The sequence below is a fragment of the Streptomyces gilvus genome (genome assembly GCF_022513565.1).
GTDB lineage: Bacteria > Actinomycetota > Actinomycetes > Streptomycetales > Streptomycetaceae > Streptomyces > Streptomyces gilvus.
Genome location: NZ_JAKWBE010000003.1, coordinates 390,754 through 414,296, shown reverse-complemented (window position 1 = coordinate 414,296; position 23,543 = coordinate 390,754). Strand labels below are relative to the sequence as shown.

At 71.3% G+C, this 23,543-nt stretch carries 19 protein-coding genes; 10 read left to right on the top strand and 9 right to left on the bottom strand.

Annotation, left to right across the window (positions count from 1 at the left end):
• Positions 1–43: 43 nt before the first annotated feature.
• The 5 genes from MKW14_RS08300 to MKW14_RS08280 are packed head-to-tail and all read right to left on the bottom strand — an operon-like array spanning position 44 to position 5,657.
• A complete protein-coding gene (locus MKW14_RS08300) occupies positions 44–1,354 on the bottom strand; it encodes a DUF58 domain-containing protein (RefSeq protein ID WP_240860426.1) in 1,311 nt (436 codons plus the stop codon).
• Positions 1,354–2,343 (bottom strand): AAA family ATPase, encoded by a 990-nt coding sequence (locus MKW14_RS08295; RefSeq protein ID WP_240860483.1) that lies wholly within the window; start codon positions 2,341–2,343, stop codon positions 1,354–1,356. Before MKW14_RS08295 ends, MKW14_RS08300 begins: the two co-directional genes overlap by 1 nt.
• Positions 2,343–3,539, bottom strand: a complete 1,197-nt coding sequence (locus tag MKW14_RS08290; protein WP_240860424.1) for a DUF4350 domain-containing protein — start codon at positions 3,537–3,539, stop codon at positions 2,343–2,345. Before MKW14_RS08290 ends, MKW14_RS08295 begins: the two co-directional genes overlap by 1 nt.
• Positions 3,536–4,318 carry a DUF4129 domain-containing protein gene (locus tag MKW14_RS08285; protein ID WP_240860422.1) on the bottom strand — a complete coding sequence of 261 codons (783 nt, stop codon included), beginning with the start codon at positions 4,316–4,318 and terminating at the stop codon, positions 3,536–3,538. The genes MKW14_RS08290 and MKW14_RS08285 overlap by 4 nt, the downstream gene beginning before the upstream one ends.
• A 4-nt stretch (positions 4,319–4,322) precedes the next feature.
• The gene (locus MKW14_RS08280) at positions 4,323–5,657 is read right to left on the bottom strand and encodes a DUF7847 domain-containing protein (protein WP_240860413.1); all 1,335 of its coding nucleotides are present in this window, start codon (positions 5,655–5,657) and stop codon (positions 4,323–4,325) included.
• A 140-nt stretch (positions 5,658–5,797) separates the two neighbouring features.
• On the opposite strand from MKW14_RS08280, the gene mtnA reads away from it, so the two are divergent.
• From mtnA to MKW14_RS08245, 7 genes are all read left to right on the top strand, one after another.
• Complete coding sequence (gene mtnA, locus MKW14_RS08275; RefSeq protein ID WP_240860411.1) at positions 5,798–6,946, top strand: S-methyl-5-thioribose-1-phosphate isomerase; 1,149 nt, start codon at positions 5,798–5,800, stop codon at positions 6,944–6,946.
• 202 nt (positions 6,947–7,148) lie between these two features.
• Positions 7,149–7,838, top strand: coding sequence for a two-component system response regulator MtrA (gene mtrA / locus MKW14_RS08270; RefSeq protein WP_187283109.1), 690 nt, complete (start codon positions 7,149–7,151; stop codon positions 7,836–7,838).
• 1 nt (position 7,839) lies between these two features.
• Complete coding sequence (mtrB, locus tag MKW14_RS08265; RefSeq protein ID WP_240860409.1) at positions 7,840–9,903, top strand: MtrAB system histidine kinase MtrB; 2,064 nt, start codon at positions 7,840–7,842, stop codon at positions 9,901–9,903.
• Complete coding sequence (locus MKW14_RS08260; RefSeq protein WP_240860399.1) at positions 9,893–11,701, top strand: LpqB family beta-propeller domain-containing protein; 1,809 nt, start codon at positions 9,893–9,895, stop codon at positions 11,699–11,701. The genes mtrB and MKW14_RS08260 overlap by 11 nt, the downstream gene beginning before the upstream one ends.
• 110 nt (positions 11,702–11,811) lie before the next feature.
• Positions 11,812–12,669, top strand: coding sequence for a ComF family protein (locus tag MKW14_RS08255; RefSeq protein ID WP_240860397.1), 858 nt, complete (start codon positions 11,812–11,814; stop codon positions 12,667–12,669).
• A gap of 311 nt (positions 12,670–12,980) precedes the next feature.
• Positions 12,981–13,673 (top strand): ribosome hibernation-promoting factor, HPF/YfiA family, encoded by a 693-nt coding sequence (gene hpf / locus MKW14_RS08250; RefSeq protein WP_240860396.1) that lies wholly within the window; start codon positions 12,981–12,983, stop codon positions 13,671–13,673.
• Positions 13,674–13,879: 206 nt separating this feature from the next.
• Positions 13,880–14,626: a response regulator gene (locus MKW14_RS08245; RefSeq protein WP_240860394.1), complete on the top strand. Its 747-nt coding sequence runs from the start codon at positions 13,880–13,882 to the stop codon at positions 14,624–14,626.
• A gap of 19 nt (positions 14,627–14,645) precedes the next feature.
• On the opposite strand, the gene MKW14_RS08240 is transcribed toward MKW14_RS08245, so the two are convergent.
• Positions 14,646–15,845, bottom strand: coding sequence for a winged helix-turn-helix domain-containing protein (locus MKW14_RS08240; RefSeq protein WP_240860393.1), 1,200 nt, complete (start codon positions 15,843–15,845; stop codon positions 14,646–14,648).
• A gap of 85 nt (positions 15,846–15,930) precedes the next feature.
• The gene (locus MKW14_RS08235; RefSeq protein ID WP_240860391.1) at positions 15,931–16,512 is read right to left on the bottom strand and encodes a GNAT family N-acetyltransferase; all 582 of its coding nucleotides are present in this window, start codon (positions 16,510–16,512) and stop codon (positions 15,931–15,933) included.
• A 303-nt stretch (positions 16,513–16,815) separates the two neighbouring features.
• Between MKW14_RS08235 and secA the strand changes: the two genes are divergently transcribed.
• The gene (secA, locus tag MKW14_RS08230) at positions 16,816–19,629 is read left to right on the top strand and encodes a preprotein translocase subunit SecA (protein ID WP_240860389.1); all 2,814 of its coding nucleotides are present in this window, start codon (positions 16,816–16,818) and stop codon (positions 19,627–19,629) included.
• Positions 19,630–19,713: 84 nt separating this feature from the next.
• Here the strand turns inward: secA and MKW14_RS08225 are convergent, their stop codons facing one another.
• Entirely contained in the window at positions 19,714–20,478 is a 765-nt protein-coding gene (locus MKW14_RS08225; RefSeq protein WP_240860481.1) for an Rv3235 family protein, read from the bottom strand.
• 318 nt (positions 20,479–20,796) lie between these two features.
• On the opposite strand from MKW14_RS08225, the gene MKW14_RS08220 reads away from it, so the two are divergent.
• Complete coding sequence (locus tag MKW14_RS08220; protein WP_240860381.1) at positions 20,797–21,312, top strand: DUF6912 family protein; 516 nt, start codon at positions 20,797–20,799, stop codon at positions 21,310–21,312.
• 588 nt (positions 21,313–21,900) lie between these two features.
• Positions 21,901–22,566 carry an HAD family hydrolase gene (locus tag MKW14_RS08215; RefSeq protein WP_240860379.1) on the top strand — a complete coding sequence of 222 codons (666 nt, stop codon included), beginning with the start codon at positions 21,901–21,903 and terminating at the stop codon, positions 22,564–22,566.
• A gap of 27 nt (positions 22,567–22,593) precedes the next feature.
• On the opposite strand, the gene MKW14_RS08210 is transcribed toward MKW14_RS08215, so the two are convergent.
• Entirely contained in the window at positions 22,594–23,160 is a 567-nt protein-coding gene (locus MKW14_RS08210) for a DJ-1/PfpI family protein (RefSeq protein WP_240860377.1), read from the bottom strand.
• Positions 23,161–23,543: the final 383 nt, after the last annotated feature.

Genomic DNA, 23,543 nt, shown 5'->3' with positions numbered 1-23,543 from the left:
CACCGGTCCGGGGGTTTTCTGCGTCCTGGGGCCACTCCTCCCGCTACAGCCGGCCCGCCGTCTTGAGAGCCAGGTACGCGTCCGCCAACGCCGGCGCCAGTTCATCCGGCGTCTCGTCGACGACCGTAACCCCGTGTCGGCGGAGTTGTTCCGCCGTGCGGTGGCGTTCGCTCTGGGCCTGGGCCGCGGCTGCGGCCTCGTACACCGCATCGGTGTTTCCGCGGGCCTTCGCCATGCGGGCGATGTACGGATCTGCCACCGAGGCCACGAGAACCGTGTGGCGCTGGGTGAGTTGGGAGAGGACCGGGAGCAGGCCCTCCTCGACGGGGGCCGTGTCGAGGCTGGTGAGCAGGACGATCAGGGAGCGGCGGGGGGCCGTACGCAGGGCGGTGGCCGTCAGGCCTCGTGCGTCCAGTTCGACCAGTTCGGGTTCGAGTGTCGCCATCGCGTTGACCAGGGAGGGGAGCACGTCGCGGGCGGTGCGGCCCTGGACCATCGCGCGTACTCGGCGGTCGTAGGCGAGGAGGTCCACGCGGTCGCCGGCGCGGGAGGCGAGGGCTGCCAGGAGCAGGGCCGCGTCCATGGAGGCGTCGAGGCGGGGGGCGTCGCCCACGCGGCCCGCGGCGGTGCGGCCGGTGTCGAGGACGACGAGGATGTGGCGGTCGCGTTCGGGGCGCCAGGTGCGTACGGCGACGGTGGACTGGCGGGCTGTGGCGCGCCAGTCGATGGAGCGGGTGTCGTCGCCGGGGACGTACTCGCGCAGGCTGTCGAATTCAGTGCCCTCGCCGCGGATGAGCACGCTGGTGCGGCCGTCGAGTTCGCGCAGCCGGGCGAGTTTGGACGGGAGGTGCTTGCGGCTGGTGAAGGGGGGCAGGACGCGTACTGTCCAGGGGACCTTGTGGCTGCCTTGGCGGGCGAACAGGCCGAGGGGGCCGTACGAGCGGATGGTGACCCGGTCGGCCTGGCGGTCGCCTCGGCGGGTCGGGCGCAGGCGGGTGGTGAGGCGTCGGCGTTCGCCCGGTGGGACGGTGAGGCGGTGGCGTGAGGCCTCCACCTCGGTGCCGGGCTCCCAGCTGCTGGGGGGCCAGGCGTCGCGCAGGCGGGCTCTGAGGAGGCGACGGGACGGGTTGGTGACCGTGAGGGTGACGTCGGCGGTCTCGCCCAGGCGTACGGACGTGTCGCCGGAGCGGGTCAGGCCGAGGCGTCGTACCGGGGCCGCGAGGGCGAAGTCGCAGGCGCAGGCCACCGCCAGGGGGGCGTTGACGGCGAGGATGCCCGTCCAACCGGGGTCCCAGATGCCGACGGGGAGGGAGCCGAGGGCCGCGAGGAGCGCGGCGCGTCCGGTGAAGGCCATCAGCGGGGGACGGGGACGTGGGCGAGGATGGCGTTGATGACGGAGTCGGCCGTCACGCCCTCCATCTCGGCCTCCGGGCGGAGTTGTACGCGGTGGCGGAGGGTGGGGAGAGCGAGGGCTTTGACGTCGTCGGGGATGACGTAGTCGCGGCCGGTGAGCCATGCCCACGCGCGTGAGGTGGCCAGGAGGGCCGTCGCGCCGCGGGGGGAGACGCCGAGGGTGAGGGACGGGGACTCGCGGGTGGCGCGGCAGATGTCGACGACGTAGGCGGTGATCTCGGGGGAGACCGTGGTCTTGGCGACGGCGGCGCGGGCGGCTTCCAGGTCGGCGGGGCCGGCGACGGGGCGTACGCCGGCGGCGCGCAGGTCACGCGGGTTGAAGCCTTCGGCGTGGCGGGTGAGGACGTCGATCTCGTCCTGGCGGGAGGGCAGAGGGATGGTCAGTTTGAGGAGGAAGCGGTCGAGTTGGGCTTCGGGGAGGGGGTAGGTGCCCTCGTACTCGACCGGGTTCTGGGTCGCGGCGACCAGGAACGGGTCGGGGAGCGGGCGTGGGGTGCCGTCGACCGTGACCTGGCGTTCCTCCATGGCCTCCAGGAGGGAGGACTGGGTCTTGGGCGGGGTGCGGTTGATCTCGTCCGCGAGGAGGAGGTTGGTGAAGACCGGGCCGGGCTGGAAGGAGAACTCGGCGGTGCGGGCGTCGTAGACGAGGGAGCCGGTGACGTCGCTCGGCATGAGGTCGGGGGTGAACTGGACGCGTTTGGTCGTCAGTTCGAGTGCGGATGCGAGGGCGCGGACGAGCAACGTTTTGGCGACCCCGGGGACTCCTTCCAGTAGCACGTGTCCGCGGCACAGGAGGGCGACGACGAGGCCGGTCACGGCGGGGTCCTGGCCGACCACGGCTTTGGCGATCTCGGCGCGCAGGGCCTCCAGGGAGGCGCGGGCCTTGCCCGGGTCCCCGGTGATCCCGGCGTTGTCAGTGGTCGGGTCCATCATGGACGGCGTACCTCTCTTTCGAGGGCGTCGAGTTGGTCGGCGAGGGCGATGAGGGCCGCGTCGTCGCTGGGCGGCGGGCCGAAGAGGAGGGAGTGCAGGGTCTGTCCGTCGCCGCGGAGGTGGGTGGACAGGGCGGGGAGCAGGGTCTCGGGCGCGTGCGCCTGGGTGACGGGGACGCCTACGAGGGGGGCGAGTCGGGTGCGGGTGGTGGAGCGAAGAGCGGCGGCCGCGCGGTCGCGGGCGTTCGCCTTGCGGTAGAGGCGGGCGCGGCCTTCGACGGTTTCGGAGGCGCGGATCGCCACGGGGAGTTTTTCGGGCACCAGGGGGCCGAGTCGGCGTGCCCGCCACAGGGCGGCGAGGCCGGCCGCGATGAAGAGCTGCAGTGTGCCCCAGAGCCAGCCCGAGGGCAGCAGGTCGAGGAAGCCCTTTTTGCCGCCGTCGTCGGTGGCGGAGGCGTCGGAGAGCGAGGGGAGGTACCAGACCAGATGGGGGCGGGAGCCGAGGAGTTGGAGGGCGAGCGAGGCGTTGCCCTGCTTGTCGAGCCGGTTGTTGAAGAGGATGTCGGGTGCGCCCAGGACGACGGTGTCGCCGCTCCCGGAGGTCTGCGGGATGCGCAGCAGGGTGGCCAGGCGTTCGCTGGGGTAGCACTTGTCGGCGTCGAGGTGCGTGGTGGTGTAGCGGATGCCGCCGGTGTCGGCGCTTCCCGCGCGCTGGGCGGCGGGCAGCGTGCAGTCGGGGGCGAGCGTCGAGTCGAAGCTGGTGGCGGGGTCGGCGGTGACACCGGGGGCGAGTTTGTCGACGGACGAGCTGCCGGGGGCGATCAGGACGGTGCGTCCGCCGGACTCGGCGATCGTGGAGTGCAGCCTGGCCTGTTGACGGGGCGTCAGGAGGTCGGGGACGGCGACCAGGAGAGTGGTCCGGGGGCCGGCTGCGGCGCGGGCTTCGTCCAGGGTGGTGACCACGCGCGTGGAGACGCCTCGGTCGGCGAGGAGTTCGGCGACGGCGCGGCTGCCGTAGGGGTCGACGGAGCGCGGGTCGAGTTCGCCGTGCCGGGTGTCGGAGCGCACCACGGCGATGACGACGGCCGCGGTCAGCAGGACGACCAGGGCGAGGGCGATTCCTCGCGCGCGGGTCCACACCTGACGGGCGGTGGGCGAGGCCGAGGTGGACGGGAGCGTGGCCTCGGTGGTCATCCGGCGGCTCCCTGGCGGCCGTTGCGGGCCGTGCTGGGGATGCTGTTCGCGAGCTGGGGTTTGGTGCGTTCGAGGTCGCGGTCGAGTTCGGCGATGCGGTGGTACGACATCTCGCTCGCCCTTCGGCCGCCGTATGTGACGTCGTCGAAGTCGCGGGCGGCGGCGCGCAGTCGGTTCGTGTGGGAGGGCAGTGCGGTGCCCGCTTCGGCGGCGGCCTCGTCCGCGGTGCGGCCGGGGCGGACGTCGAGGAGTGCGCGTTCCTCGAGCGAGCGGACGATGGCGCGCATCCGTTCCTGGACGGCCTGGTTCCAGTGGCCTTGGGCGGCCTGCGCCTCGGCGGCCGCGCGGTGTTCGGCGGCGCTGCGGGGGCGGTCGTCGAACAGGGCGGCGGAAGAGGTGGGTTGGCGGCGCGGACTGCCCAGGCGCCACCACAGCGCCCCGAGGACGGCGAGGACGGCCACGATCACGACGATGAGGCCGAGTGTGCCTCCCGGGGTCGCGGTGGCGGCGGTGCCGAAGAGTTTGTCGACCCAGTCCCAGAAGGCGTTCAGGGCGCGCTGGAACAGGCTGGGGTCGTTCTCGTGGTACATGCGCTTGGACAGCTCGCGGCGAGCCGCCTCGCGTGCGGGATCGCGCGGAATGGTCACCGGCGGTTCGTCACCGGAGCGTGCCAGCGACAGCAGGGATGTGTCGCCGGCGCGCAGCAGGGTCCGTACGGCCGCTTCGGCGGCGCGCGGCAGTGCCGGTACCGCTGTGAGAACGCCCCCCGTCAGGCTCACCGCATCAGCTCCCCGCGCCGGTGTCGGTGCCGTATCCCTGGACGCCGGCGGCGCGGGCCAGGTCGAGGTCGAGGGCCTCGCGGCGGATGCGCTGGTCGATGTAGAGCAGGACCGTGACACCGGCCGTGATCGGGAACGTGATCATGGAGCCGATCACCGCGCCGATCCCGCTGATGATGAGGAAGGTCCAGCCGGCGTCGGCGCCCCCGCTGTTGAAGAAGTTGACGATGCCGTCGCTGCCGAACGCGGCGGCGATGAAGGTGAACGGGATGACCACGATCGACGCGACGATGTTCGCGATGATCGTGGCGAGCAGCTGGATGCCGAAGACCCGCCACCAGGAGCCGCGGACCAGCTTCACGGAGCGGCTCATCGACTTGACGATGCCCTGCTTCTCCAGCATGAGCGCGGGCGAGGCGAGCGAGAAGCGGATCATCAGCCACAGGGCGACGATCCCGGCGGCGAGGCTGCCGAGGACGGCGAGCGCGGCTCCCGCGCTGCCCGAGCCGGCGACGGCGACGAGGATGCCGGGCAGCGCGCCGCCGAGGACGACGCCGGCCGCGATGAGCAGCAGCAGGAAGATCAGGCCGAACAGTCTGGGCACCTGCGGGCGGGCGTCGCGCCAGGCCTCGGCCGCGGTGACCGGCCGGCCGAGCACGGCGCGGCTGGTGACCGTCGTCAGCAGGGCGGTCGCGGTGATCGTGCCGATGAGGGAGACCAGGAACACGACGCTGGTGTTGAGCATGGTGTCGCCCATGGCGCGGGTGACCTCGGAGAGGCTGGCGCTGGGGTCGCTGAGGGTTTCAGCGGTCTCCCGGTTGTTCAGGACGAGGCCCTGGAGGAGGACGACGACGATCTCCGTGACGACGGCGACGGTCAGCGAGATGCCGAGGACCGTGCGCCAGTAGGTGCGCATGGTGGAGACGGCGCCGTCGAGGATCTCGCCCACGCCGAGCGGGCGCAGCGGGATCACGCCGGGCTTGGCCGCGGGCGGGGGACCACCCCAGGCGCCGCCGCCCCAGCCGCCGTAGGGACCGCCGTAGCCGCCCCGGCCGCCGGGCGCACCGGGGCCGCCCGGGCCGCCGGGAGGGGTGCCGCCCCAGCCCGGGCCGGGCGGTGGAGGAGGCGGGGTCTGGCCGGGGCTCGCGGGACCGGTGGGTGCGGACCACTGGCCGGCGGGCGGCTGGTCCTTGGACCACTTCACGCCTGGCTCCTGCGCGTCCGTGCCCGGCTGGTCGGCGGGTTGTGCGGCGCCGGGACGCGGAGTGCCGGACTCGCCGGTCTCCTGCCCGTCGGACGGGGCAGATCCGGGCGAGGCCCAGCCCGGAGTGTCGTTCATCGTCGCTCCTTCACGGTGCCCGTCCGCGGTCGCGGCGGCAGGTTGGCAGCCATCGTGCCATGGGGTGCTGGCGGAGGTACCGGCCGCGGTAGGGGCTGCACACCTTCAATTGTCCGCCGGATAAGGGGCAGACTGATCGCATGGCTGATCAGCACGCGCAATCCGGCGAGGACAGCAGGCCGACCGAGATCCCGGCGATCCGCTGGGAGGAACCACCCGAGGGGCCCGTACTGGTCCTACTGGATCAGACGAGGCTGCCGGCCGAGGAGGTCGAACTGGTCTGCACGGACGCGCCCGCGCTGGTGGAGGCGATCCGTTCGCTCGCCGTGCGCGGGGCGCCGCTGCTCGGGATCGCGGGGGCGTACGGCGTCGCGCTCGCCGCCGCCCGCGGCTTCGACGTGGACGACGCCGCGGCCGCGCTGGCGGGCGCCCGGCCCACCGCGGTGAACCTCTCCGTCGGCGTGCGCCGGGCACAGGCCGCCTACCAGGCCGAGTGCGCCAGGAGCGGCGAGGGACAACGGGCCGCCGCGGCGGCGCTGGCCGCGGCGCGGCAGCTGCACCAGGAGGACGCCGAGGCCAGCGCCCGGATGGCTGAGCGGGGGCTGGCGCTGCTCGACGAGCTGCTGCCCGGCGGCGGGCACCGGATCCTCACGCACTGCAACACCGGGTCGCTCGTGTCGGGCGGTGAGGGGACCGCGTTCGCGGTGGCGCTCGCGGCGCACCGGGCGGGGCGGCTGCGGCGGCTGTGGGTGGACGAGACGCGTCCCCTGCTGCAGGGCGCGCGCCTCACGGCGTACGAGGCGGCGCGCAGCGGGATGGCGTACACCCTGCTCACGGACAACGCGGCGGGCTCGCTCTTCGCGGCCGGTGAGGTGGACGCGGTGCTGATCGGGGCGGACCGGATCGCGGCCGACGGGTCGGTGGCGAACAAGGTGGGCAGCTATCCGCTGGCCGTGCTCGCGCGGTACCACCACGTGCCGTTCATCGTGGTGGCGCCGGTGACGACGGTGGACCAGGACACCCCGGACGGGGCGTCCATCGAGGTCGAGCAGCGTCCCGGGCACGAGGTGACCGAGATCGTGGCGCCGCAGGTGCCGGTGGTGGGCGTGGAGGCCGGGGGCGGGGTCCCGGTGGCGCCGTTGGGGACGCAGGCCTACAACCCGGCGTTCGATGTGACGCCTCCGGAGCTGGTGACCGCGATCGTCACGGAGGAGGGCACCGTCTCGCCGGTGACGGCGGAGGCCCTCGCGGAGCTGTGCGCCAGGTCGCGGCCCGTGACGGCGCCCTGACACGGTTGCGGAGGGTGTGGGACGGTTCGCGCCGTTCGGCCGGGCCGACCGGATGGTCGGCGTGCGCCTACCCTGGGTAGCTGAGATCCGTTGTCGGCGCCGACGTCGGCGGACAGGGGCAGACAGTGACGGCCGAGTACGACTATCGTCACGGGCCAGTGACCCTGCTCACCTGCACCTTCGCCACCGTTATGAGAATGGGATGATGTCGTTTATGAAGGGACGAGTCCTTGTCGTCGACGACGACACCGCACTTGCCGAGATGCTCGGCATCGTGCTGCGTGGTGAAGGGTTTGAGCCGTCTTTCGTAGCCGACGGCGACAAGGCGCTGGCCGCGTTCCGGGAGGCCAAGCCCGATCTGGTGCTGCTCGACCTGATGCTGCCCGGCCGGGACGGCATCGAGGTGTGCCGGTTGATCCGGGCCGAGTCGGGTGTGCCGATCGTGATGCTCACGGCGAAGAGCGACACCGTGGACGTCGTCGTAGGGCTGGAGTCCGGAGCCGACGACTACATCGTGAAGCCGTTCAAGCCGAAGGAGCTCGTCGCGCGGATCCGGGCGCGGCTGAGGCGGTCGGAGGAGCCGGCGCCCGAGCAACTGGCCATCGGGGACCTGGTCATCGACGTGGCGGGCCACTCGGTGAAGCGCGACGGGCAGTCGATCGCGCTGACGCCGTTGGAGTTCGACCTGCTGGTGGCCCTCGCGCGCAAGCCCTGGCAGGTGTTCACGCGTGAGGTGCTGCTGGAGCAGGTGTGGGGTTACCGGCACGCGGCCGACACCCGCCTGGTCAACGTCCATGTGCAGCGCCTGCGTTCCAAGGTGGAGAAGGACCCGGAGCGTCCGGAGATCGTGGTGACCGTCCGTGGCGTCGGGTACAAGGCAGGGCCGAGCTGACATGTCCGGTGACAGTGCCGCCACGGCGTCCGGGCCGACCGGGGCCCGCGCGGGGCGGCCTGTCGGCCGGAAACCGGCCGGCTCCCGCTGGCAGCGCCTGCTGGAGGGCGGGCTGCTGCAGGGCGGAGTCCAGGGCAGCCCCGTGCTGCGGCTTTTCATGCGCTGGGTGCGCCGCCCGCTGCTGCCCGTCATGCGGCTGTGGCGGCGCAACATCCAGCTCAAGGTCGTCGCCACCACACTGCTGATGTCGCTGGGCGTCGTGCTGCTGCTCGGCTTCGTCGTCATCGGCCAGGTGCGCAACGGACTGCTGGACGCCAAGGTGAAGGCCTCCCAGAGCCAGGCCACCGGCGGATTCGCCGTGGCCAAGCAGAAGGCCGACGAGGCGGAGGCCGGTACCGCCGACACCGCCCAGTCGCCGGACGGACGGCAGTCGCAGAACCTCACCTCCTGGATGAGCGACCTCGTCGAATCCCTCTCCAGCGGTGGCCAGGGCGCCTTCGACGTGGTGACGCTGCCCGCCGGGGACAACAACAGCGGCGGAGGACGCGGCCCGCGCGCCTCCGGCCAGCTCGACCCGACGGCCAGCGTCCCCGACGACCTGCGCGCCCGCATCAACGCGGTCCAGACGGCCGCGCAGAGCTACACGCGGATCATCTACAAGGACAGCGACAAGGAGTCCCAGCCCGCGCTGGTCATCGGCAAGCAGATCAACGACCCCACCGGCAACCCGTACCAGCTCTACTACCTCTTCCCGCTCACGCAGGAGGAGAAGTCGCTGAGCCTGGTCAAGGGCACGCTGGCGACCGCCGGGCTCTTCGTCGTCGTACTCCTCGGGGCGATCGCCTGGCTGGTGGTGCGGCAGGTCGTCACACCCGTGCGGATGGCGGCCGGGATCGCCGAACGGCTGTCCGCGGGCAAGCTGCAGGAGCGGATGAAGGTCACCGGCGAGGACGACATCGCGCGGCTCGGCGAGGCCTTCAACAAGATGGCGCAGAACCTCCAGCTGAAGATCCAGCAGCTGGAGGACCTCTCGCGGATGCAGCGGCGGTTCGTCTCCGACGTCTCGCACGAACTGCGGACGCCGCTGACGACCGTACGGATGGCCGCGGACGTCATCCACGAGGCGCGCGAGGACTTCGATCCGGTGACCGCACGGTCCGCGGAACTGCTCGCCGACCAGCTCGACCGGTTCGAGTCGCTGCTCGCCGACCTGCTGGAGATCAGCCGGTTCGACGCGGGCGCGGCGGCGCTGGAGGCGGAGCCGATAGACCTCAGGGAGGTCGTACGGCGGGTCGTCAGCGGAGCCGAACCGCTCGCCGAGCGCAAGGGCACACACATACGCGTACGGGGCGACCAGCAGCCCGTCATCGCCGAAGCGGACGCACGCCGCGTGGAGCGCGTGCTGCGCAACCTCGTCGTCAACGCCGTGGAGCACGGCGAGGGCAAGGACGTCGTCGTCAAGCTCGCCGCGGCGGGCGGGGCCGTCGCGGTCGCGGTGCGCGACTACGGCGTCGGACTCAAGCCCGGTGAGGCCACGCGCGTGTTCAGCCGCTTCTGGCGGGCGGACCCGGCTCGCGCGCGTACCACCGGCGGCACGGGCCTCGGGCTGTCCATCGCCCTGGAGGACGCACGGCTGCACGGCGGCTGGCTGCAGGCCTGGGGCGAGCCGGGCGGTGGCTCGCAGTTCCGGCTGACGCTGCCCAGGACCGCAGACGAGCCGCTGCGCGGCTCGCCGATACCGCTCGAACCCAAGGACTCGCGCCGCAACCGCGGACTCAACGACGCCGGCCTGCCGCGCGGCGGCGACAAGACGGCCACCGTGCCCGTGCAGCCGGCCGGGGACCAGATACCCGCGATCGCCCCGCGGCTGAACGGCGCCACGCCCACGGCCGACCCGACCGCGCTGCCCGGCAACGGCGCGCGTGTCGTGCCCCGGCCCGCCTCGGGCACGCGGCGACAGGACGAGACACCCCCGGGGGAAGGGGCACGCAGCGAGAGCCCGGGCCGGACGGACACCGGACCGGAGGACTCGCCGAGGCATGGGGAGGCATCGCGTGGGCGCTGACCGTGAGGGGGGCGCCCGGCGCCGACCGGTGCGCGCGGCGGTGTACGGCGTCTGCGGCGTCGTCCTGCTGGCCGGGTGCGCCTCGATGCCCGACAGCGGGGATCTGCGCGGCGTCGACTCCACGCCGCGGCAGGACACGCAGGTGCGGGTCTTCGCCATGCCGCCGCAGAAGAACGCGCAGCCCCCCGAGATCGTCTCGGGCTTCCTGGAGGCGCTGACCAGCGACGACCCGAACTACTCGACGGCGCGGCAGTATCTGACCAGCGCCGCCTCCCAGGCGTGGAACCCGGGCCTGTCCACCACGATCCTCGACAACGGGCCGGGCACCGGCCAGGACCGTTCGGACGCCAAGGACAACCTCTCCTTCACCCTGACCGGCACCAGGGTCGCCAAGGTGGACGGGCAGCAGTCGTACGAGCCCGACAGCGGCTCCTACAACGCGCTGATCCATCTCGCGCGGGACAAGGCCGGGCAGTGGCGCATCGACCGGCTGCCGCAGGGCGTCGTCATGGGGAAGTCGGACTTCCAGCGCAACTACATGTCCGTCAACAAGTACTACTTCGCCTCCGCAGCGACCTCGGGGGCACCCGCGGCCGTCGCCGACCCCGTGTACGTGCGCCGACGCGTCGATCCCATGACGCAGACGGTGCGCTCGCTGCTGAACGGTCCCACGAACTGGCTCGACCCCGAGGTGCGGACGAGTTTTCCCACCGGTACGGCGCTGGGCAAGGGCGTCACCTCGCTCGCGCCCGACGACCAGAACAACCTCACCGTGCCGCTCAACGCGAGCGCCGCCCGCGTCGGGACGGCCCAGTGCGAGCAGATGGCGACGCAGCTGCTGTTCACGCTGCAGAACCTCACCACGGCCATCGAGCAGGTCGAGCTGCGGTCGGGAGACCGGCGGCTGTGCACGCTGCGCGAGGACCGGACCGCCACGGTCGCCACGCTGGCCTCCACCGCGCACACCGGCTACCTGTACTTCATCGACGCCAAGGACAGGCTGGTGCGGATAGCGGCGGGCAGCCCCAGCACCAGCGCCGAGCCCGTGCCCGGGGCACTGGGCGAGGGCGCCAAGGCGCTGACGTCGGTGGCCGTGTCGCGTGACGAGAGCATGGCGGCCGCAGTCGCCGCCGACGGCAGGGAGCTGTACGTCTCCTCGCTGGTGTCGGGCGGCTCCCTCGGAAACCCTGTGGTGATCAGCCACGGCAAGACCGAGCAGACCCGGTTCACGGCCCCCAGCTGGGACTCGCAGGGCGACCTCTGGATCGCCGACCGCGACCCCGCCGGCCCCCGGCTGCTCCTGCTGCAGCAGGGCAAGGGGCACCCGCTCGTGGTGAGGACACCGGACCTGAACGGGCAGATCGAGGAGGTGCGGGTCGCCGCCGACGGTGTGCGGATCGCGCTCGTGGTGGCCAAGGGCAAGGAGAAGTCCCTGCTCATCGGGCGGATAGAACGGAGCGGCGACAAGGGCACGCCGACTGTTTCGGTGCTGGAACTGCGTTCCGCGACACCGGAGTTGGAGGACGTCACGGCCATGTCCTGGGCCGGGGACAGCCGGCTCGTGGTGGTCGGGCGCGAGCAGGGCGGTGTGCAGACGATGCGATACGTCCAGGTCGACGGCTCCACACCGGACGGGCCGACGCCCGCCGCGCTCACCGGGGTCAAGGAGATCACGGCGACCGAGTCCGAAGGGTTGCCGATGGCGGCGTACTCGGACGACGGGATCGTGCGGCTGGGGTCCGGAGGACAGTGGCAGAAGGTCGTCTCGGACGGGAAGGCGCCGGTTTATCCGGGGTAGTCCGCCAGGGCTTCGAGGGCGGCCGCTTCTGACCAGGGGGACCTGACGGGGCGGCCGCCTGGTTGTCCACAGGGGTGGTGGGGCGGCTCGGGTGTTGGCACAGTGTGCGCATGCGGGGGTGGTGGCAGGACCTCACCGACCTGGTGCTGCCGACCGAGTGCGGCGGCTGCGGGAGGCCACGCACGGTGCTCTGCCCGAAGTGCCGTGCGGCTCTGAGCGGGGCGGCACCGAGCCGGGTGCGCCCGGTACCGGAACCGCCCGGTCTGCCGGTGGTGCACGCGGCGGCCCGGTACGCGGACGAGGTACGGGCCGTGCTGCTGGCCCACAAGGAGCGGGGCGCGCTGTCCCTCGCGACACCGCTGGGCAGGGCTCTGGCGGGGGCCGTGCGGGCGGGGCTGCGGGAGACGCGCAATGATCAACCCCTGCTGCTCGTCCCCGTGCCGTCGGCTCGGCGGGCCGTACGGGCTCGGGGGCATGATCCGGCCAGGCGGATCGCGCTCGCCGCGGCCGGGGAGCTGCGGCGGGGCGGGGTTCCGGCGCGAGTCGTCGCCGTGCTGCGTCAGCGGCGGGCGGTGGCGGATCAGGCGGGGCTCGACTCCCGGCAGCGGCTGGAGAATCTGGCGGGCGCGCTCGGCGTGGTACCGGGCGGTGGGCGACTGCTTCGGGGCGGTCGGGTCGTGCTCGTCGACGACCTGATGACAACCGGGGCGTCATTGGCTGAGGCGGCGCGGGCGGCGCGTGGGTACCGGGATTCGCCCGGGCCGGAATCTTGCGGTGATATGGCTCGGGCCGTGTATCCGGCGGCTGCTCGGGAAAGCAGAGGGGAACGGATCACCGGACCGGTGGAGGAAGAGGCCGACCTTATGCGCGACGGGCCGGGAATGGCGGGTGCGAGCAGCGCCTGTCATCTGATCTGCGCGGCTGTGGTCGCGGCGTCGCCGGACTCTTTCGAAATAAACCGGAACTGACTGTGCACTTGCATCGTTGCAGGTTATGACAGGGGCAATTCACCTGAACGGAGGTACGCCGCGGTAGAGGGTGACGACATCCGTCCGGGCGAGATATGTTCGGTTGTGAGGAAAGGCGCAGGCCACGCCTCACGTACCCGAGTGCCGTGGCGCGGGTTTTCCACTATCACCCGCGCTGGTGGAGTGGAGATCTTGCCCGCGGGGGAGGAGGTGGACGTCACCGAGTCCGTAGGTTCCGGAGATCACCGGAGCCTGGTGCAAAAGGGAGACGCTCCGCAGTGAGGCGGAGCGATCCGGGAACGGAGTTCTGCGTGGACATCGTCGTCAAGGGCCGCAAGACCGAGGTGCCCGAGCGGTTCCGCAAGCACGTGGCCGAGAAGCTGAAGCTGGAGAAGATCCAGAAGCTCGATGGCAAGGTGATCAGCCTCGACGTCGAGGTGTCCAAGGAGCCCAACCCCCGACAAGCCGACCGTTGCGACCGAGTGGAGATCACGCTTCGCTCCCGCGGTCCGGTGATCAGGGCGGAGGCGGCGGCCAGCGATCCGTACGCGGCGCTCGACCTGGCGGCGGAGAAGCTGGACGCCCGGCTGCGCAAGCAGCACGACAAGCGGTTCTCGCGCCGTGGCGCGCGCCGGATCTCGGCGGCCGAGGTCCCCGACCACGTCCCTGGCGCGGCGACGCTCAACGGGAACGGCGAGGCCGTCCACGAGGAAGACACCGACGGCGTACCCACCAAGAAGATCGGCTCGCTGGAAGTGAAGGGCGAAGGCCCCCTCGTCGTCCGCGAGAAGACCCACGTCGCCTCCCCGATGACGCTCGACCAGGCCCTCTACGAGATGGAGCTGGTCGGCCACGACTTCTATCTGTTCGTCGACTCCGAGACGAAGGAACCGAGTGTCGTCTACCGGCGGCACGCGTACGACTACGGCGTCATCCACCTCAGCACGGACCCGATGGTCGCCCAGGCGCAGTCTCCCGCGCCCGGTGGCACGCTGGGTGGCTGACCCGCGCGGTTGACAATTGTGCCGGTGCCCCTGGAGCGCCTGTGCGCCCCCAGGGGCACCGGTGTGCGACCACTTCGCGTCCCGCTCTGTCACCGCGTTGTCGCCCGGGCATGGAATCATGGCCTCAGCGGCTCAACCGGTGGGCCGTTGCCTTGGGTTGGCGGATGGCACAGCACCACAGGCCACAGCCTTCAGGGGGAGGAACGATGGCGGACAGCTTCGGACCGATGCGTGACGAGGATGCCGACGGCGGCGTCGTCGGCGTGAGCCCGGACGCGGGCTCTCCACGCAAGGAACCGATCAGAGTCCTGGTCGTGGACGACCACGCTCTCTTCCGCCGTGGTCTGGAGATCGTGCTCGCGGCCGAGGAGGACATCCAGGTCGTGGGCGAGGCCGGGGACGGTGCGGAGGCCGTCGACAAGGCCGCCGACCTGCTGCCCGACATCGTCCTGATGGATGTGCGGATGCCCAAGCGGGGCGGGATCGAGGCGTGCACCTCCATCAAGGAGGTCGCCCCCAGCGCCAAGATCATCATGCTGACGATCAGCGACGAGGAGGCCGACCTCTACGACGCGATCAAGGCGGGTGCGACCGGTTATCTTCTGAAGGAGATCTCGACGGACGAGGTGGCCACGGCCATTCGCGCGGTCGCCGACGGGCAGTCGCAGATCAGTCCCTCCATGGCGTCGAAGCTGCTCACCGAGTTCAAGTCGATGATCCAGCGCACCGACGAGCGCCGGCTGGTGCCCGCGCCGCGGCTGACGGACCGTGAGCTGGAGGTCCTCAAGCTCGTCGCCACGGGCATGAACAACCGGGACATCGCCAAGGAGTTGTTCATCTCCGAGAACACCGTGAAGAACCATGTGCGCAACATCCTGGAGAAGCTGCAGCTGCACTCCAGGATGGAGGCGGTGGTGTACGCGATGCGGGAGAAGATCCTCGAGATCCGCTGAGGGGCCCGCTCGGCCCGGTTCAGCGCAGGGCGGCGATGAGGGCCCGGGTGACCTCCTTGGTGAGCGGCTCGTGCAGTTCCGGGGCCTCCACCCGCTCCACGCGTACGCTCGTGCAGCCCACCCAACTGGCCGCCTCCACCAGTGCTTCCGCGACGGCCGGGACCACCTTGGGCCCGTCCAGGGTGACTTGTCGTGCGATCAGCGTGGCCCCTTCGCGGGCGGGGTCGACGCGGCCGACGAGCCGGCCTCCGGCCAGGACGGGCATCGCGAAGTACCCGTACACCCGCTTCGTTTTGGGGACGTAGGCCTCCAGGCGGTGTGTGAAGCCGAAGATCCGCTCCGTGCGCGCCCGCTCCCAGACGAGGGAGTCGAAGGGCGACAGCAGGGTGGTGCGGTGGCGGCCGCGCGGAGGTGTCTCCAAGGCCGCCGGGTCGGCCCAGGCCGACTTGCCCCAGCCCTCGACCGTGACCGGGACCAGGCCGGAGTCGGCGATGATCGCGTCGACCTGCTCGCCCTTGAGGCGGTGGTAGTCGGCGATGTCCGCGCGTGTGCCGACGCCCAGGGACTGGCCGGCCAGGCGGACCAGGCGGCGCAGGCACTCCGTGTCGTCCAGCTCGTCGTGCAGCAGCGGCTCCGGGATCGCCCGCTCGGCCAGGTCGTACACCCGCTTCCAGCCGCGGCGTTGCACGCACACCACCTCGCCGTACATCAGGGCCCGCTCCACGGCGACCTTCGCGCCGGACCAGTCCCACCACTCGCTGGTGCGCTTGGCGCCGCCCAACTCGGTGGCGGTGAGGGGGCCTTCGGCGCGGAGCTGTTTGACGACCTGGTCGTAGGCGCCGTCGGGGAGTTCGTGGTTCCAGTGCGGGCGGGACCGGTAGGCGCGGCGGCGGAAGGCGAAGTGGGGCCACTCCTCGACGGGGAGGATGCACGCGGCGTGCGACCAGTACTCGAAGGCGTGGGGTTCGCCGGTAGCTGCGGTGTTCCAGTAGGCGTCCTCGACGGTTCTGCGGCCCACCGCGCCCAGGCGGGCGTACGGGATGAGTTCGTGGGAGCGGGCGAGGACCGAGATGGTGTCCAGCTGGACCGCGCCGAGGTGGCGGAGGATGCCGCGGACGCCTGCCTTGCGGTCGGGCGCGCCGAGCAGGCCCTGGGCGCGCAGGGCGATGCGGCGGGCCTCGTCTGCCGAGAGGTCGGTGGTGGGGCGCGGGGTCGTCATGGTTCGCACGATAGGGGGCGGGACTGACAGCTGCGGCTGAGCTGGGGATCCGTCGACGGTTGCCCGGGATCGGGCTCGGCGTGGGCTACTCGGGTTGTACCCGCGCCGGCAGGTACGGTGCCGTCGACGGCAGCCCCAGGTCCGAGGGCAGCAGGGCGCCCACCCAGGCGTCACGGCGTACGCCTCCGTGGGTGATCGCGGAGCGCAGGGTGCCCTCGATGACGAACCCGGCGCGCTCGGCCACCGCGCGGGAGGGTCTGTTGCCGACCTCCGCGCGCCATTCCACGCGGTCGACCGACAGGTGGGTGAACGCCCAGCGGCAGACCTCGACGGTGCCCTCGGTGACGTAGCCGTTGCCGCGGTGCTCCTTGGCGGCCCAGAACCCGATCTCGGCGGTGCTCAGCGAACGCATGGTCAGGCCGAGCATGCCCACCAGGTCCTCCCCTTCGGGGAGGAAGAGGCCGAAGGTGAGCATCGAGCCGTTGGCCCAGCCCTCGGGGACGATCTCCTGTGTGAAGCTGCGCGCGTGCTCGGGCAGGTAGGGGGAGGGGATGGTGGTCCAGCGCTGGATGTCGGGGTCCTGGGCGGCGGCGTGCACCGCGTCGGTGTCCTGCGGGCCGACCGTGCGCAGCAGCAGACGGGCGGTGGTGAGCGTCACGGGTTCCATCGGCTGATTCTGCTCGGGGCCCGGTGGGGGACGCCATCTTTTTGCCGAGCGTGAGCGGGTGATCACAATTCGCGCAATTCGTCGGCGGGATCCGGCACCATCCGCGGGGTCCGTCCGTTGTTCTCTGTGAACCCGTCCATTGGCCGCTTTGAAGAAGATTTGAGGCGGTGCGCCGAGTGCTGAAAGGTCGTCGTCACAGCAGGCCTCCCGACCGGGGCCGGTCCTCGCATACGATGGCCGTTGCTCAGTAAGTCAAATGGAAACCGACTGTCCCAGGCCCGACCGGCAAGGAGACCAACCCCCGTGTCCGTCCTCTCGAAGATCATGCGTGCAGGCGAAGGCAAGATCCTGCGCAAGCTGCACCGCATCGCGGACCAGGTCAACTCCATCGAAGAGGACTTCGTCGACCTCTCCGACGCCGAGCTGCGGGCCCTCACCGATGAGTACAAGCAGCGCTACGCCGACGGCGAGAGCCTGGACGACCTGCTGCCCGAGGCGTTCGCCACCGTGCGCGAGGCCGCCAAGCGCGTCCTCGGCCAGCGGCACTACGACGTGCAGCTGATGGGCGGTGCGGCCCTGCACCTCGGCTATGTGGCCGAGATGAAGACCGGTGAGGGCAAGACCCTGGTCGGCACCCTGCCCGCGTATCTGAACGCGCTCTCCGGTGACGGCGTCCACCTCATCACGGTCAACGACTACCTGGCCGAGCGCGACTCCGAGATGATGGGCCGCGTCCACAAGTTCCTGGGCCTGAGCGTCGGCTGCATCCTCTCCAACATGACGCCGGCCCAGCGCCGTGAGCAGTACGAGTGCGACATCACGTACGGCACGAACAACGAGTTCGGCTTCGACTACCTGCGCGACAACATGGCGTGGTCCAAGGACGAACTCGTCCAGCGCGGGCACAACTTCGCCATCGTCGACGAGGTCGACTCCATCCTGGTCGACGAGGCCCGTACGCCGCTGATCATCTCCGGCCCCGCCGACCAGGCCACCAAGTGGTACGGCGACTTCGCCAAGCTGGTGCTGCGCCTCAAGCGCGGCGAGGCCGGCAACCCGCTCAAGGGCGTCGAGGAGACCGGCGACTACGACGTCGACGAGAAGAAGCGCACGGTCGCCATCCACGAGTCCGGTGTCACCAAGGTCGAGGACTGGCTGGGCATCGACAACCTGTACGAGTCGGTGAACACGCCTCTGGTGGGCTACCTGAACAACGCCATCAAGGCCAAGGAGCTCTTCAAGAAGGACAAGGACTACGTCGTCATCGACGGCGAGGTCATGATCGTCGACGAGCACACCGGCCGTATCCTCGCCGGCCGCCGCTACAACGAGGGCATGCACCAGGCGATCGAGGCGAAGGAAGGGGTGGACATCAAGGACGAGAACCAGACGCTCGCCACGATCACCCTGCAGAACTTCTTCCGCCTCTACAAGAAGCTCTCCGGCATGACCGGTACGGCGATGACCGAGGCCGCCGAGTTCCACCAGATCTACAAGCTCGGCGTGGTCCCGATCCCGACCAACAAGCCGATGATCCGCATGGACCAGTCGGACCTCATCTACCGCACCGAGGTCGCGAAGTTCGAGGCGGTCGTCGACGACATCGCCGAGAAGCACGAGAAGGGCCAGCCGATCCTCGTCGGTACGACGTCGGTCGAGAAGTCCGAGTACCTCTCGCAGCAGCTGTCCAAGCGCGGCATCCAGCACGAGGTGCTGAACGCAAAGCAGCACGACCGGGAGGCGACGATCGTCGCCCAGGCCGGCCGCAAGGGCGCCGTCACGGTGGCCACCAACATGGCCGGCCGCGGTACGGACATCAAGCTCGGCGGCAACCCCGAGGACCTCGCCGAGGCGGAGCTGCGCCAGCGCGGCCTCGACCCGGAGGAGCACATCGAGGAGTGGGCCCAGTTCCTGCCCGCGGCCCTGGAGCGGGCCGAGCAGGCGGTCAAGGCCGAGAAGGAAGAGGTCGAGGATCTCGGCGGGCTGTACGTGCTGGGCACCGAGCGGCACGAGTCGCGCCGTATCGACAACCAGCTGCGCGGTCGTTCCGGCCGTCAGGGCGACCCCGGCGAGTCCCGCTTCTACCTGTCCCTCGGTGACGACCTGATGCGGCTGTTCAAGGCCCAGATGGTCGAGCGCGTGATGTCGATGGCGAACGTCCCGGACGACGTGCCGATCGAGAACAAGATGGTCACGCGCGCGATCGCGTCCGCCCAGTCGCAGGTCGAGCAGCAGAACTTCGAGACCCGTAAGAACGTCCTGAAGTACGACGAGGTCCTCAACCGCCAGCGTGAGGTCATCTACGGCGAGCGGCGCCGCGTCCTGGAGGGCGAGGACCTGCAGGAGCAGGTCGGCCACTTCATGGACGACACGATCGACGCGTACGTGGCCGCGGAGACCGCGGAGGGCTTCCCGGAGGACTGGGACCTCGACCGGCTGTGGGGCGCCTTCAAGCAGCTCTACCCGGTGCGGATCACGGTGGAGGAGCTGGAGGAGGCCGCCGGTGACCGGGCCGGTCTGACCGCCGAGTTCATCTCCGAGTCCATCAAGGACGACATCCGCGAGCAGTACGAGGCGCGGGAGGCGCAGCTCGGCTCCGAGATCATGCGTGAGCTGGAGCGCCGGGTCGTGCTGTCGGTCCTGGACCGCAAGTGGCGCGAGCACCTCTACGAGATGGACTACCTCCAGGAGGGCATCGGCCTGCGCGCGATGGCGCAGAAGGACCCGCTGGTCGAGTACCAGCGCGAGGGCTTCGACATGTTCACCGCGATGATGGAGGGCATCAAGGAGGAGTCCGTCGGCTACCTGTTCAACCTGGAGGTCCAGGTCGAGCAGCAGGTCGAGGAGGTCCCGGTCGAGGACGCCGCTCCGGTCGACATGGAGAAGCAGGACGCGGTGCCGGCCCAGGCGGGCGTGCGTCCGGAGATCCGCGCGAAGGGGCTGGACGCGCCGCAGCGACGGAACCTGCACTTCTCCGCGCCGACCGTGGACGGCGAAGGCGGCACCGTCGAAGGCGACTTCGTCGGCGACGAGGAGCCGGTGCGCTCGGAGGCCGACGGCCTCACGCGCGCGGAGCGCCGCAAGCAGGCGCGGGGCGGGCGTCGCCGCAAGAAGTGACGGCGGCGACGGCGCGCGAGGCGTCGTAGCGGCTCGAGGGCCGGGTCATCCGCGGGATGACCCGGCCCTGTCGCGTACGGTCGCCTAGTCGTCGTTGGCGGCACGCGCGGGGCGGGGGCCGCCCAGCTCCACGGCCGTGCAGCGCCAGCGCAGATCGCGGCCCTGCTCCAGGCGGAAGGCCATGGCGCGCAGTTGCTCCCCGGCGCCGATCCGGGCGAACGCCTCGATGGCGCCGGGGCGCGGGACGCAGTAGCCGATGTCGCGGACGACGGGGCGGGTGCCACGGGCGCGCAGGGGCCCGCGTTCGGCGAGCAGGGCCAGTTCGTCGTAGGCACGGCCCGCGGTGTGGCGGAGCATCCAGTGGACGGGCCGCTGCCCGCTCAGGACGGCGAGCAGACGGTCGGCGAAGACGTCGGTGGGGCGGGGCTGCGGGACGGCCCGCCGAACCGGCGGTGCCGGCATCGCGTGTGCCGTGTCCGGCGATGTGGAGAAGTCCGGGGTGGTGCCGGACTGTGCGAAGTCCGGCGTGGTGGTGTCCGGCGTGGTGGTGTCCGACGGTGCGGTTGCCACTCGGGCGAGCCCGGTGGGCGCCTTCCTCGCCGAAGCCGAAGCCGAAGCCGGGATCGAAGTCGGGGCTGGAGCTGACGCGGGGCGGCTGTCTGTGGGACGCGTGGCGCCCGGCCGCCCGGAGGCGTGGGAGCCGGGCGGGCGGCCACCTCCCGGGGCGGTCCCGGCCGAGGCTCCGCCCGGGGTGCGCGGCGGTGCGCCGCCCGGGCGACGCGTGTCATGGCGGCCCGGTGGGCGAGACCCCGGCCGGCTCTGCGCTGCCCTGGTCATGACCTTGTGCATGGGTGTCCCCGTTTCCATGAGCGTGTCCATGAGCGCCCGGTCGAGCGGTGGTACCGGGCGGTAACTTCCTGTCACGGATCTTGTACGGAACGCGATGGCGGCAGCAAGGAAGCGGCAGATCGGGTCGGAGCGGCCGGAAGGTTCACCTATCAGGGTGATCTAGGGGGTTGTAAGCCCGAGTTCACGCGGGGGTCGAGGGTGAATTATGGGCCCGGGGTTGACGGCCTCGGCGTCATCACCGGGGACTCGAAAGGGGACGCCCGCACGTATCCTGAAGGCCCTGTCCAGCGGAGCCCTCGATCACGAAAGCGGCCAGACATGCGCGTCTACGTCCCCCTGACCCTCCCCGGTCTCGCCGAGGCGTACAAGACGGGAGAGCTGGGGGCCGGGCCGCTCGTCGCCTACGCCGTCACCCCCGCGCTGCGCGAGTGGTACCTCTCCGACGACATCGAGGAACTGGAGTACGCGGCGCTGAACCGCGCCGCCCTCGCCTCGCTGCGTCTGCTCGCCGCCGACGCCGGGGCTCCCCGGCGCCGGGTCGTGGTCGCCGTCGACGTGCCCGACGGCGCGGCCTGGGCCGACCCGGACCGCGGACTCGACCCTGCCGCGCTCGGCGAGGTCCGCGTCAGCCAGGCCGTACCGTTGGCCAAGGCGGCCGCCGTGCACGTCGACCTCGACGACGCGGAGACGGACGTGGCGGCGGCGGCCGAGGCGCTGGAGGCGGCGGACCGTGGTGACGACGACGCCCAGTTCGTGGTGGACGGGGCCGAGGACCACGAACTGCTCTGGTACGCCACGCAGGAGGTCCCGAACCTGGTGGGCCTCGCGGACTGAACTCCCTCTGCCCGCTCCGATCGATAGCCGTCAGCACACCCCGCTCGACCGCCGACGGCCCGCCTCGGTTGGCCGCCTCGGCTGGCCCCGGTCCACCGCTGTCGGTTCGCCTCGGTCGATCGTCGTCGGCCCGCCCTGGTCGACTGTCCACCGGACACCCCGGTTGGCCGCCTTGGCTGGCCCCGGTCCACCGCTGTCGGTTCGCCTCGGTCGATCGTCGTCGGCCCGCCCTGGTCGACTGTCCACTGGACACCCCGGTTGGCCGCCTTGGCTGGCCCCGGTCCACCGCTGTCGGTTCGCCTCGGTCGATCGTCGTCGGCCCGCCCTGGTCGACTGTCCACTGGACACCCCGGTTGACCGCCTTGGCTGGCCCCGTTCGGCCGCCGTCGGCTCGCCCCAGTCGACCGCCCTCTGCACGCGCCGGTCGACCGCCTCGGCACACCCCGGTCGACTGCCTCGGCACACCCCGGTCGACCGCCTCGGCACACCCCGGTCGACTGCCTCGGCGCACCCCGGTCGACTGCCTCAGCGCACCCCGGTCGACCCGCCGTTCTCTTGATTGTCAGAGGCGGCGGGTACGTTTTGGGCATGGGGAAGAACGCAGGGGCGCACATCGTGTGGGACTGGAACGGGACGCTGTTCCACGACAACGACGCGATCATCGGGGCGACGAACGCGGCGTTCGCCGAGCTGGGGCTGGCGCCGATCACGATCGAGCAGTACCGGACGCTGTACTGCGTCCCGGTGCCGAAGTTCTACGAGCGGCTGCTCGGGCGGCTGCCGACGGACGCCGAGTGGGAGCTCATGGACCTGACCTTCCACCGGTACTACAGCGAGCACCGCGGCCGGTGCGCGCTGACCGAGGGGGCGACGGAGCTGCTCGCCGGATGGCGGTCGGCGGGACGCAGCCAGTCGATCCTCAGCATGTACGGACACGAGGACCTCGTGCCGCTGGTGCGGGGCTTCGGGATCGAGGCGCACTTCATACGCGTCGACGGCCGCACCGGACCCTCCGGGGGGAGCAAGGCGGAGCACATGGTGCGCCACCTCGCCTCGCTCGCCACGGTGGATCCGGCCCGGACGGTCGTCATCGGGGACGCCGCCGACGACGCGGTGGCCGCACGGCACGTGGGAGCCCGGGCCGTGCTGTACACCGGGGGGTCGCACAGCCGCGCCAGCCTGGAGGAGGCCGGCGTGCCGGTGGTGGACACGCTGGCGGAGGCGGTCATGGAGGCCGAGCGCCTCGCCGCGTGAGCGCCCGGCCGGCTACGTGACCGGCACCTACGTCACCGGCGCCTTGGCCCGCAGCACCGTGAGGAACTCCCGCATCCATGCCGGATGGTCCGGCCACGCCCGGGACGAGACCAGGGTGCCGTCGACGACCGCCTCGGTGTCCTGGAAGGTCGCTCCGGCGGCCTGCATGTCGGGCTCCAGCGCGGGATACGCCGTGACCCGGCGGCCGCGCAGGCTGTCGATGGAGGCGGTGAGGAGGGGACCGTGGCAGATCTGGGCGACCGGTTTGTCGGCGTCGAAGAAGGACTTGAGGATCTTGCGCAGCTCGGGGTCGTTGCGCAGGTACTCGGGGGCCCGGCCGCCGGGGATGACGAGGGCGGCGTACTGGCCCGGTTCGACGTCGGCGAAGGCGAGGTCGGCGGGCCAGGTGTAGCCGGGCTTCTCGGTGTAGGTGTCGAAGCCGGGTTCGAAGTCGTGGACGACGAAGCGCAGTGTCTTGCGGGAAGGAGCGGCGACATGGACCTCGTAGCCCTCCTCGCGCAGCCGCTGGTAGGGGTAGAGGACCTCCAGGGACTCCGCCGCGTCGCCGGTGACGATGAGGATTTTGGCTGTCATGTCGGCAACGTGCCTCCGCCGGGCGCGCTTGCCAAGGGGGCGCGCGGAGGTTGGTCGCTGTGCAGAATGTCAAACTTCCACCCCTGGTTTTGTACACATACGGCTCATGACGTGGCCCCTGTCAGGAGCGATAGCCTTGGTGGCGTGATCAGCGCGATAGCTCGCGGGGGCACTGCTGCCCCTGCCCTGCGCCCGGAGAGCACGGAACATCTCCGTGACCGGGCGGCGGTCGCTGGTCCTCGCGGGCGGGACGGGGCCGCACGGGCCCCCAGGAGGCCGTACACACCCCGGAAACCGGCGTCGCGGAGAGCGATGTCACATCCCGTGGGCGCGTCGAGAATGGCTGATAACCCCCCGCTCATCTCACCCTGCGGCATAGCGTC